This window comes from Micrococcales bacterium (genome assembly GCA_009784895.1).
Lineage (GTDB): Bacteria > Actinomycetota > Actinomycetes > Actinomycetales > WQXJ01 > WQXJ01.
Window position 1 is genome coordinate 25627 of the sequence record WQXJ01000023.1, and the last position, 10766, is coordinate 36392.

At 61.0% G+C, this 10766-nt stretch carries 12 protein-coding genes; 4 read left to right on the top strand and 8 right to left on the bottom strand.

The window, feature by feature from the left end:
- Window positions 1-21: 21 nt before the first annotated feature.
- Window positions 22-2370, bottom strand: a complete 2349-nt coding sequence (locus FWD29_05660) for a sodium-translocating pyrophosphatase (protein ID MCL2803424.1) — start codon at window positions 2368-2370, stop codon at window positions 22-24.
- Window positions 2371-2861: 491 nt separating this feature from the next.
- Complete coding sequence (trpB, locus tag FWD29_05665) at window positions 2862-4076, bottom strand: tryptophan synthase subunit beta (protein ID MCL2803425.1); 1215 nt, start codon at window positions 4074-4076, stop codon at window positions 2862-2864.
- A 210-nt stretch (window positions 4077-4286) separates the two neighbouring features.
- On the opposite strand from trpB, the gene ald reads away from it, so the two are divergent.
- The 4 genes from ald to FWD29_05685 are packed head-to-tail and all read left to right on the top strand — an operon-like array spanning window position 4287 to window position 6723.
- On the top strand, window positions 4287-5399 hold the full coding sequence (gene ald, locus FWD29_05670; GenBank protein ID MCL2803426.1) for an alanine dehydrogenase: 1113 nt from the start codon (window positions 4287-4289) through the stop codon (window positions 5397-5399).
- Between the two features lie 3 nt (window positions 5400-5402).
- Complete coding sequence (locus FWD29_05675; GenBank protein MCL2803427.1) at window positions 5403-6023, top strand: DinB family protein; 621 nt, start codon at window positions 5403-5405, stop codon at window positions 6021-6023.
- Between the two features lie 53 nt (window positions 6024-6076).
- Entirely contained in the window at window positions 6077-6328 is a 252-nt protein-coding gene (locus tag FWD29_05680; GenBank protein MCL2803428.1) for an AbrB/MazE/SpoVT family DNA-binding domain-containing protein, read from the top strand.
- A complete protein-coding gene (locus tag FWD29_05685) occupies window positions 6325-6723 on the top strand; it encodes a type II toxin-antitoxin system VapC family toxin (protein ID MCL2803429.1) in 399 nt (132 codons plus the stop codon). Before FWD29_05680 ends, FWD29_05685 begins: the two co-directional genes overlap by 4 nt.
- A gap of 63 nt (window positions 6724-6786) precedes the next feature.
- Here the strand turns inward: FWD29_05685 and FWD29_05690 are convergent, their stop codons facing one another.
- The 6 genes from FWD29_05690 to FWD29_05715 all read right to left on the bottom strand — a co-directional run.
- Window positions 6787-7044: a hypothetical protein gene (locus FWD29_05690; protein ID MCL2803430.1), complete on the bottom strand. Its 258-nt coding sequence runs from the start codon at window positions 7042-7044 to the stop codon at window positions 6787-6789.
- Window positions 7037-7321, bottom strand: coding sequence for a hypothetical protein (locus tag FWD29_05695; GenBank protein ID MCL2803431.1), 285 nt, complete (start codon window positions 7319-7321; stop codon window positions 7037-7039). The genes FWD29_05690 and FWD29_05695 overlap by 8 nt, the downstream gene beginning before the upstream one ends.
- A gap of 9 nt (window positions 7322-7330) precedes the next feature.
- The gene (locus FWD29_05700) at window positions 7331-7591 is read right to left on the bottom strand and encodes a hypothetical protein (protein MCL2803432.1); all 261 of its coding nucleotides are present in this window, start codon (window positions 7589-7591) and stop codon (window positions 7331-7333) included.
- Between the two features lie 16 nt (window positions 7592-7607).
- Window positions 7608-8048 (bottom strand): hypothetical protein, encoded by a 441-nt coding sequence (locus FWD29_05705; GenBank protein MCL2803433.1) that lies wholly within the window; start codon window positions 8046-8048, stop codon window positions 7608-7610.
- Entirely contained in the window at window positions 8045-10399 is a 2355-nt protein-coding gene (locus FWD29_05710) for an FtsK/SpoIIIE domain-containing protein (GenBank protein MCL2803434.1), read from the bottom strand. The genes FWD29_05705 and FWD29_05710 overlap by 4 nt, the downstream gene beginning before the upstream one ends.
- Before the next feature lie 9 nt (window positions 10400-10408).
- Window positions 10409-10766 (bottom strand): hypothetical protein (locus FWD29_05715; protein ID MCL2803435.1); only part of this gene is annotated, 358 nt, incomplete at its 5' end.

Here is a 10766-nt window from a genome sequence, read left to right on the forward strand (position 1 = left end):
GTCACTTGGCCAAGGCGGTTGTTAGCTGACCGGTTCCTGGTGCAGTTCTTCGCGTTGAGCGTGGGCCATTCTGACCGACTGGATCCGAGCCCAGACCACTGGGGCAACTGCCAAAACGCCTGCCAACAGGGCTGCGGCTGTGCGCAGGGCGTGGTTGGCGTTGGCATTGAGCGACATAGTTACCACCACTGGGGCAACTAGCACCGAGACTAGGTTCATCACCTTGATCAGCGGGTTGATGGCCGGGCCGGCCGTGTCCTTGAACGGGTCACCGACAGTGTCGCCTATGACCGTGGCAGAGTGGGCGTCGGTGCCTTTGCCACCAAACATGCCGTCCTCGACCAATTTCTTGGCGTTGTCCCAAGCCCCGCCGGAATTGGCCAGGAAAATGGCCATGACCAGGCCGGTGCAAATGGCCCCGGCCAAGAACCCGGCCAAAGGACCAACACCTAGGCCCAAGCCCACCGCAATTGGCGCAAAGGCGGCCAACATGCCTGGTGCCAGCAGCTCGCGCAGCGAATCACGGGTGCAAATGTCGACCACTTCGGAGTAGTTCGGCTTAACCTCACCGGTCATGATGCCGGGATTCTCTTTGAACTGCCGCCGCACCACCAGCACAATGGCGCCGGCCGCACGGGTCACAGCGTCGATGGCCAAGCCAGAGAACAAGAAGACGGTGGCGGCACCCAGGATCACGCCGACCAGTGTGATGGGCTGGATGATCTGGTAGTTCTGCATGGCATCAAGGAACAGGTGCGGGCCTAGATCGGCCGTCTTTTCCAGCTTCTCCATGGCGGTTTGAACCGCATCGTTATACGAGCCGAACAAGGCGGTGGCTGCCAGCACGGCCGTGGCAATGGCGATGCCTTTGGTGATGGCTTTGGTGGTGTTGCCGACCGCGTCCAGGTCGGTCAGCACTTTGGCGCCTTCTGCGCTGACGTCGCCGGACATCTCGGCGATGCCCTGGGCGTTGTCACTGACCGGGCCAAAGGTGTCCATGGCCACAATCACGCCCACCGTGGTCAGCAGGCCGCAGCCGGCCAACGCCACCAGGAACAGGGCCAGGATCATATTGCCGCCGGAAAGCAGGAAAATCCCGCAAAGGGCCGCCGCAATCACGCCGGCGGTGTATACGGCGGATTCGAAGCCAACACCAACCCCAGCCAAAACCACAGTGGCCGGACCGGTGCGCGAAGTCTTGGCGACATGCTGCACCGGACGTTTGTCGGTGCCGGTGAAATAGCCGGTCAGCCACAAGATCGCCCCGGCCAACACAATGCCAATGACGACCGCGCCAATCACCGGCCAACGCGGATCACTGGCTAGGCCTTCCAGGCGCTCGTTATTGAAATCGGCGAAGCTGGCTGGCAAGAAGATAAAAGCGGCCGCCGCAACCAGGACGGCGCTGATCAGAGCCGAAAGGTAGAAGCCCCGGTAAATCGCCCTGAGCCCGGATTCGTTGCCGCGTACTCGGGTGATCCAGACCCCCAGGGCCGCCGTGATGGCGCCAATCGCCGGCACTATCAGCGGGAAGGTCAAACCATCCGCCCCGAAGGCGGCCTTGCCCAGGATCAGCGCCGCCACCAAGGTAACGGCATAGGACTCAAACAGATCGGCCGCCATTCCGGCGCAGTCACCGACATTGTCGCCGACATTGTCGGCAATGGTGGCGGCGTTGCGCGGGTCGTCTTCAGGAATACCCTGCTCAACTTTTCCTACCAGGTCCGCGCCGACATCGGCCGCTTTGGTAAAGATGCCGCCGCCAACCCGCATAAACATGGCCAGCAGGGCGGCGCCAAAACCAAAGCCTTCAAGCACATAAGGGGCGTTCGAGCGGAACGACAGCACGGCCGTGGCCGCCCCGAGCAAACCCAGCCCCACTGTGCAAAGTCCAACTACACCGCCGGTCCTGAAAGCCAACATGGCGCCCCGGGTGCGCCCGCCGTCCTCATTGGCGGCCGCAGCCACCCGGACGTTGGCTCTAACCGCCAGCCACATGCCGAGGTAGCCAATGGTGGCCGAAAAGCCAGCTCCCAGCAGGAAAGCGACCGAGCGGCCAATGCGGACCGAGGCATCGCCCGGTAACAGGGAGATCAGAATCACCACGATCACCACCAAAGGCGCCAGGGTTCTAAACTGGCGCGTCAAATAGGCGGTAGCACCCTGCTGGACGGCGGCGGCGATCTCCTGCATTTTTTCGGTGCCTTGACCGGCCGCCAGCACTTGGCGGCGCAGGAAAAACGCCATCACCAGTGCGGCTAAGGCAATGATGATGACCGCCCCGGCTATGACCAGGTGCTTGTTGTCGACGGTAATTGTCGTGGTGGAATCTGCGGCCTGGAGGGCCGCAGCTAGGTTGGCTTGCTGCATTTGGGGCTCCTGTACGCCTGGTAAGCGCCGGCAGTGCGGGGTTTCCTATTTGTTATTGTCAACGGTCCGGAGGTTTCAGCACCTCTGGACCGCCGGGTCAATTATGCCCGGTATTGGTTTGGGCGCTAGTGCCGCGCGCCAATTCATGGGACTTTTTCGCCCTGGGGGCCTGGTCAGCGCGGATAGAGGTTCGGGAACAAGTACAGGGCCAAATCCGTTGAATTGCCAAAGGCCAGGGAGGCAAGTCAGGAGAATCAGAGGGTCGGCACTACCGGGTGGTCGCTTGCGCGTCCGGGAGGTCCGGATCTCGGTACTTCGGGTTTTCATCCACTTCGGGACACACCGAACCTTGTCGCAATTGAAGATGTCCTCAGATCCCTTCTAAAGCGGGTCGGGGATCGGCGTCGGACCGCTGGTCTTAGGTCACTTTTTCGGTGGCCGGACCTGCCCGTCGCTGTTTTGTCTCAGCGGCGGGCAGCGTCGTCGGTGGCCTAGGCGTACTGGTCTGGCGGGAAGTTGTCGTAGACGTAGTCGAGATCCTTGTCGCCGCGCCCAGACAGGTTGACCAGAATCGACTCATACGGCCGGCGCTGGGCTAGTTCGGTGGCGAAGGCCACGGCGTGGGCCGATTCAAGCGCCGGAATGATCCCCTCAAGCCGGCTGAGTTGATAGAACGCCGTAATGGCATCCATATCAGTGGCGCCGGCGCTGTGCGTGCGCTCTAGCGTCTTGTTGAGGAAAGCGTGTTCTGGGCCAACACCGGGGTAGTCCAAACCAGAGGCGACGGAATGGACGTGGGCCGGGGTTCCGGCTTGGTCCTCAAGCACAAAAGTTTTGAAGCCGTGGATGACCCCAGGGTGGCCAAAGGTCAAGGTCGCGGCGTTGTCGCCGAGCCCGGGACCGGTTCCGAGCGGCTCGACCCCCCAAAGCTCGGTCGGGTCGTCCAAGAATCCGGAAAAGATGCCCATGGCGTTTGAGCCGCCGCCCACACAAGCCACCACATGGTCCGGCAGCCAGCCGGTCATTTCCTGGAACTGCTGGCGGGCTTCGATTCCAACGACGGCCTGGAAATCCCGCACCATCAGGGGGAACGGGTGTGGGCCCACGACCGAACCAATGGCGTACATGGTGTTGATCGGATCCTCCAACCAAGCCTCAAAGGCCGAATCGACCGCTTCTTTGAGCGTGCGCTGGCCAAAAGAAACCGGCACTACTTTGGCGCCTAGCACCTTCATCCGGATGACGTTGGGGTGCTCCTTGACAATGTCGACCTCGCCCATGTGGATCTCGCACTCCAGTCCAAAAAAGGCGGCGGCGGTGGCCAGGGCCACGCCATGCTGGCCGGCCCCGGTTTCCGCAATCAGCTTCTTCTTGCCCAGGTAGCTGGCCAGTAGAGCCTCGCCCATGCAGTGGTTGAGCTTGTGGGCGCCGGTGTGGTTGAGGTCCTCGCGTTTGAAGTAGATGCGGGCGCCGCCAACTTGTTCGGTCAATCGCTTGGCGTAGTAGACCGGCGTTGGCCGGCCCTGGAAGTGGGCGCGAATATCGCGCAGCTTCATAATGAAGTCGTGGGAGTTGCCGATGGTTTGGTAGGCGCGGTAGGTCCGTTCCATTTCCTCGGCCAAGTTTGGCGGCACCTCCATGCCGCCATAGGCGCCAAAGTAGCCATCTTGGTCGGGGTACTGGCGCAGATATGGTTTGTCCGGCATGGTTTTGCTGCTTTCCGTGTTCTTTTCGAGTTGGTTTTTGGCCAGGGAGATCCTATCGGCTGGCGAGGGGGCCCTTAGCCGCCCGGCCTGCTAGATGGGGTGCCGGCAGCCCATTTGGGCGTGGTAGGTTGGCCGGTTGGCAGCGGACCGCTAGCCAGCCATTGGCTGACCGGGCGGCCCCTGGCGTGAGAGCTAGGCGGAGGAGGGGCCATGAAGATTGGTGTTCCAAAAGAAGTCAAGAGTCAGGAAAACCGGGTCGGGATGACGCCATCGGGCGTACATCACCTGGTAGAACGCGGCCACGAGGTGCTGGTGCAGACTGGCGCGGGCGCCGGTTCACGTATCGCCGATGCCGAATTCCTCGGCGCCGGGGCCAAGCTGGCCGGGGTTGATGACGTTTGGGCGGATGCTGACCTGATCGTGAAGGTGAAAGAGCCAATCGCCTCGGAGTACCACTACTTGCGTCCGGGTCAAACCGTGTTCACTTACCTCCACCTGGCGGCCGACAAACCGCAAACCGAAGCGCTGATGTCTTCCGGTACAACTTCGATCGCTTACGAGACTGTCGAGCTTGATGATGGCTCGTTGCCACTGCTTTCGCCCATGTCCGAGGTGGCCGGCCGGATGTCGCTGATAGTCGGGTCACATGCCATGTTGCGTCACTTCGGTGGCCGCGGCGCCCTGGTGCCCGGTGTGCCTGGCGTGGCTCCGGCCAAAGTGGTGGTGTTGGGGGCCGGTGTGGCCGGCGGCAACGCCGCCCAGATGGCCCATGGCCTCAGGGCCGATGTGACTGTGCTGGACGTCAACCTCGAACGCCTGGTCCAACTCGACAAGGAGTTCGACGGCCACCTCAAGACGCTGTTCTCGACCGGCTACTCGGTCCGCCAAGCGGTGGCGGACGCCGATATTGTGATCGGCTCGGTGCTGGTGACGGGCGGTCGCGCCCCGTGCCTGGTGACGCACGAAATGATGCTGGAAGCCAAGGCCGGGTCGGTTTGGGTCGACATCTCTGTTGACCAAGGCGGCTGTTTCGAGGACACCCATCCAACTACGCACGCCGAGCCGACCTATCAGGTGGGCGAAGCGGTTGTCTATGCGGTTGGCAATATGCCCGGCGCCGTGCCGATCAGCTCGACCTACGCCTTGACCAACGCCACCTTGCGATATGTCACCGACCTGGCTGACCGCGGCTGGCGTGAGGCTATGGTGGCCAACCCGGCGCTGGCTCGCGGCCTGTCCACTCACGGTGGCGCGCTGACCTGCGCCCCGGTGGGCGAATTCTGGGGCTTCGACTCAACGCCGGTCGAATCCGTGTTGGCCTAGGTAATGCCTGACAGCTCGCTCCAAGGCGCCAACGCGCCGCTGGGCGGGGCCGGCCTTGAGTTGAAGTCTTCCTTACAGGCTTCGCTACGGGGCGTCCGGCAGGATTTGTTGGCCAAACTCGACCCTCTGGGCGAGTACGACATCCGGCGCCCGATGACGCCTACCGGCACCAATCTGCTGGGCTTGGTCAAACACGTTGGGGTAGTTAGTCTGGGCTACCTCTCCCAGGTGTTTGGCCGGGAAGCGGGCGTCGACGTGGCTGCGATTATGAGTGATGACGAAGCAGATTTGTGGGTCAAGGCCAGCGAATCCCGTCAAAGCATTCTTGACCTCTACGCCCACGCCGCCCAGGTCAGTGACGCCACCATTGATGCCCTTGACTTGGACTCAACTGGAGTAGTGCCATGGTGGCCGCCTGACAGGCGGAACGTGACCCTGCAGGTCGTCTTGGTTCATTTGATCCAAGAGGTCTCCCGGCATTGCGGCCAGGCCGACATTATCAGGGAGATGATTGACGGCCAGGCCGGCCGCTTCCCCGGTGACCCTAGCCTGCCGCAGTGGAACAAAGACGATTGGTCCGCCCACTGCCGCCGGATCGAGCAAGCCGCCCGCGCCGCCGCCTAGCGGTTGTCGAGTCGCAGACCGTAAGGTAGACTGCCTTACGATAGGGAGGTGCGATGACAACACTTCAGATCACGGCAAAAGGCCAAATCACGCTGAAGAAGGCCGTCCTTGAAGCCTTGGGCGCGAAACCGGGTGACAAAGTTGATGTGGAACCGGCGCTGGGGGGCGGGGTCACCCTGCGGCCTGTCCGCAAGACCGGGTCGTTTGCCGATGTCTACTGTAGGCATTCCGGCAGTGTCAGTGAGCCGGTCAGCATTGAAGAAATGAACGAGGTCATCGCCGCCGGCTGGGCGGGGGAGCTTTGAACCTGATCGCCGACACCAACCTGCTGGTTAGGATGATCGTTGGCGACGATCAGCACCAGGCTGAAGCGGCCCTGCATCTGCTTGAACGTGCCCAAATCGTAATCCTGCCGACTGCTGCCTTGTGCGAGTTGTGTTGGGTCTTGGGTCGAACTTACAAACTGACCGCCGCGCAACTGGAAGCCGCCATTCGGGATTTGGTTTTTGCCGCAAACGCGGTGGTGGACGACCGTGCCGTCGGGGCGGGCCTGGTGGTTTTGGCCAACGGCGGAGATTTTGCCGACGGAGCCATCGCGGCGTCCGGCCTGGGGCAAGGCGGCGAGCAGTTTGTCACGTTTGACAGGCAAGCCGCCAAGCTGGTGGCCGATGCCGGCATCCCCACCCGTCTGTTGGATTGACTTGATGGTCGGCGGAGCTCGCCTGTCGTCGGCACGCCCCAGAGTCCGGTTGCCGGCCAGCTCCTAGGCCGCAATGTGGTTGCAGATCTCGTTTGCCTTTGTCTTGTAGTCCTCAAGCCAGACTGACACAGCCTCGCGCAATTCTGAGGCAGCCTGGGCAGCCTGGGCTTCGGCCTCTTGAGCCTGGGGTGCATCCAAACCCCGCAAGCAAATCATCGCGTTTTCAAGATGTGAGAGGCATTCTGTCATGTGCATTGCCAAATTGCTCACCTGCGAGGTCAGGCCTTGCAGTGCGATGGCGGCGCTTTGCAGATCATTCATCTTGATCTGGCACCCAAATGGTCGTGTCCACCTCGCTGGCCAGGCTAGTGGCCCGCTGGATGGCAGTCTGGGCACGGAGCAGGCAGGCCAGCGTGTTGGATGAATCGGCTAGCAGCTTGTCACCAGTGTGGTGGCCCCGGCCCACTGACACCCCGGTGCCGCTCTCAATCCGGGATGTAAGGACATGGGAATATGAGCAAACGTCGATGGCTCTTGACAGGTAGTCCAAAGCCTGTTGTTTGAGGCTTTCGGCCTGTTGATTAACCTCCCAACCCAAGGCGCGGCGCTACTTTGTGAGGTCCTGTATGAACTGGTCAATGGTCGACTTGAGGGTGGCCAAGCGGGCAGCTGATTCGCGCAGAGTGCGCTCGGCCTGCCCCACCTGCCGAACGGCGTCCTCACCGGTTCGTGAGCCTCTCACGGTGGCGGCAAGTTGCGAGGCATGGGTCTTGATGGCCTCGGCGCAAAGTGACGTGCGTTGCTGGGCGGTTTCTGCCGACTGGCCAATTCGGTAGGCCGCGTTGGCAATGTCTTGGATTGATGCCATGAGTGGTGCCCCTTCCCTAAATTGCCCGGACTCGGTCAAGTGCGTTTGACGCCTGGCTCAAGCCAGACAACGACGACCTCAGTGACGATTCGACTTGTGACAGTGCGTCAAGCATCCTTTGGTCATAGCCCTTGGTACTGCCTTTGAGTTCAGACCTGACAAGCTGCATCGTTTCACTGTTGGCCTTCTGAAAGTCGTTGATCAGCCTGGTTTGGTCCTGGATGGCCCTTTGCAGCGCGGCAATCTGTTGGATGGTGTCTTGCAGCGACATTCCGCCTCCTTGTGCTGTGGTGTGGCCGATGCCGGCCTCGGTCGTCTGGTCTGTCCCAACAGCAGCCATGTAGGTGGCGTCAGGCCCAAGTCGTTGTGCCGCCTTTTCCCTAGCCGGGTTGGGTCGGTCTTGGGGTGGTTGGCCTTCATAGGTGCGGCCTGGGTCGCGTTCTCGGTCGTAACTCATGTTTGGGCTCTCGCTGTGTCGACTAGCGTCGGATCAAGCAGTGAGTAGGGGATGACCCGAATGGCCTCTGGCAGTTCGGTCGAGTCCCACGCCAGCATTCGGTTGTCGGCTGGCTTCCAGTCGAGAAGTGGGTCAGACATCAACTGCTTGGCAGATTGGGCGTCAAGTCGCAACCCCAGACGGATGTCAAAGGCGCTCTCGCCGCCATAGCCAATGTGCTCCCGGAAGGCGTCAAGCTTGAGCCACCAGCCAATGAAATGAACCCCACTGGTTGGGCCCGTCTGAACGAGGTCCGGAAACTCTGCAGGCATCGCGCGGATTCGGTCCATGCCCAGCCCAATGACGACCAGGTCTTGGGCATCCTGCCGTTGCGGGAGGCTACCGGCCAGGTTGGCGATGAATTGCTCGACTTCGGGTCTTGGCACAACTGTTAGGTCGGCGCTAAGGCCCGTCATGGCCTGGGTAAAGACGGCGTGGGTGTTGTCCCAAGAGGCGTTGGCTTCGAGACAATCAAGCACCACAAAACGGCTATCGGGACGCTGAACCGCCAGTGACAGGGCGATGTTTTCGATCTCGATGACGGCCTCGCCGGCTCCAACAAGGACAATATTTCGACCTATGTCCCGGCCGAAGGGCACTTCCAGTGGGTGAGCGTCCACTTCGATGCGGGAACCCAATAAGACGGTGGCTTGGGTCTGGTGCGACGGTCGAGTCCGCGTGGGCAAATCATCAGCCAAAGACCGCCTGCGCTCACCCGCGAACACAAACGGCGGCCTGGACTGACCCCTGGAATCCAGCCACCAGTCGTTTCTCAGCCGGCCAAACAACGACTCGTCTGCAAAGGCAATCGAAGTCTTTCTGTTGGCTGAGATGTCGCCGTAGTCCTGGTTGACAACCGCCTCGCGAGCCCTGAGGTGAGCCGCGGCATCGTTCCTTGGCCCCAAGGTGGCGTGTGATTCTGCCAGCGAATTCTTCAGGGCAACTCGGACGGGGACCTGGCCAAATAGGCCCTCGCCAACCGAGCCCGCCAACGAGAGGTTTCCGCCAATGGTCTGTGACGCCAAGATCACATGAATCCCGCAAGCCCTAAACAGCCTGACGCCCCTGACCAGTAAGTCAGCTATTTCGTCGGAAACCTTGTCCCGCTCGGCAAACATCATCTGGAACTCGTCGATGATTACGACAATGCGCGGCATGGGCTGCCCTGAATTGAGGTGCCGAAAATGCCGAAGGTCTTGAACGCCAGCCTCCTTGAAAGCCTTCATTCTGGACCTGTAAATGCCGAACAGCCGCCGCAAGACGCTGAGACCAAACTCTCGGTCCGCCTCCAGTCCCAACACGCGGGCATGGGGCAAGTACAACCCGGTGGCTGGGTCGGAAAACGGCTGAAGCGTGACGCCTTCCTTGAAGTCAAGCAGATAGAGCTGGATTTCCGCTGGCGAGTATCTCTGGCACAGGCTGTGGATGATGACCGAGATTAGGTTGGACTTACCCTGGCCCACGGCCCCGGTTACTAGCATGTTGTGGCGTTGGTTCAGTTCGTCACCAAGGGTTATTTCAACTGTCTGCAGCCCGTATCGCCCAATGGCAAAGGTCAAGCCGTCCTCGCTGGTGTTTTGCCAGGCCTGTTCGACCGGCTGAATCTCGGTGAATGCCAACGGATCGACTTGGGCCGTGGCCAAGTGGTTGGCGACTTTCCGTGACAAGCTGATTAGATGCTTGGGTTGAGGCGGCTCCCAGCCGCCGACGGTGTCTCCATCATCGTGGCGGATCAAGCCGCGCTCCACTTTGAGGTATTGGCAGGAGGCCACCACGGCTGGATTGGCGCCCAGGGTCATCGAATGAACGATGAATGACACGCCGGCGGTTGGGCCGGCCTTTAGCAACACGCTTAGGTCGAACTGGCTCTGCTCGTCAAGAGCCGAGAAGTCGGTTGACACCACAATCAGCTTGTAGCCTTCGACGGGGTAGTCCACCTCATTGCGAAACGCCACCAGGTTTGGCGCTAGGCCCTGCATCACGTTCTTGACGCCTTGAACATGGTCTCTCAAGTAACGCAGGGTGGATTTGAAGTCTTGCTGGTCATGTAGCAGGTGGAGAATCTTCTCCCCACCCGAGTTAAGCGGCCAGAAGGGCGCAGCCAGACCGCTCAGGCCGTCATCGAACACCGTCATTTCGAGTTGGCCAGGTGCTGTGGCCTGCAGTGCCTGGAGCATGACTAATTGGGTCACCTTTACGCTAAGGTCATTCGCCAAGGTGTCTTCTACCCAGATGTTGGCTGATCCAAGCAGCGGCAGCGATGTTTGGCCAAGTGAGACCCATTCGGCTACTTTGAGCGAGTCAGGACTCATGCCGGCCAGCTAGTCCCTCAGGTCAATCGGAAGCGTGAGAAGAGGCTTGGCGACCAGTTGCTCCTGCACCTCACCGAGCTGCCTTTGCGCAAAGTCCCATGCGGCTTTGGTCTGGGTCCACTTTGTGCGCTTGCTGATTTGCCATGCGACATAGCCCGCAATGGCCGCAGTGATCAGCAGGAACACGACACCCGCGCCGCCAGCGAAGTTGAACACGGCAATCATGATGAAGAACGACACCACGGTCGCGGCGATGCCAGACAGCGGGATGTCTGGCTGCATGCCCTTGGCCGCCGGAACAGCGGCTTGTCTGTTCCGTTCGTCGAGGAGTTCGCCGAGCTTCTGACAGCGCTTGCAATTTGACTTC

What these genes read in the sequence shown, in the direction of transcription:
- FWD29_05660 (MCL2803424.1), bottom strand. Translation starts at nt 2,370, where the DNA reads ATGCAGCAAGCCAACCTAGCTGCGGCCCTCCAGGCCGCAGATTCCACC.
- trpB (MCL2803425.1), bottom strand. Translation starts at nt 4,076, where the DNA reads ATGCCGGACAAACCATATCTGCGCCAGTACCCCGACCAAGATGGCTAC.
- ald (MCL2803426.1), top strand. Translation starts at nt 4,287, where the DNA reads ATGAAGATTGGTGTTCCAAAAGAAGTCAAGAGTCAGGAAAACCGGGTC.
- FWD29_05675 (MCL2803427.1), top strand. Translation starts at nt 5,403, where the DNA reads ATGCCTGACAGCTCGCTCCAAGGCGCCAACGCGCCGCTGGGCGGGGCC.
- FWD29_05680 (MCL2803428.1), top strand. Translation starts at nt 6,077, where the DNA reads ATGACAACACTTCAGATCACGGCAAAAGGCCAAATCACGCTGAAGAAG.
- FWD29_05690 (MCL2803430.1), bottom strand. Translation starts at nt 7,044, where the DNA reads ATGAATGATCTGCAAAGCGCCGCCATCGCACTGCAAGGCCTGACCTCG.
- FWD29_05700 (MCL2803432.1), bottom strand. Translation starts at nt 7,591, where the DNA reads ATGGCATCAATCCAAGACATTGCCAACGCGGCCTACCGAATTGGCCAG.
- FWD29_05705 (MCL2803433.1), bottom strand. Translation starts at nt 8,048, where the DNA reads ATGAGTTACGACCGAGAACGCGACCCAGGCCGCACCTATGAAGGCCAA.
- FWD29_05710 (MCL2803434.1), bottom strand. Translation starts at nt 10,399, where the DNA reads ATGAGTCCTGACTCGCTCAAAGTAGCCGAATGGGTCTCACTTGGCCAA.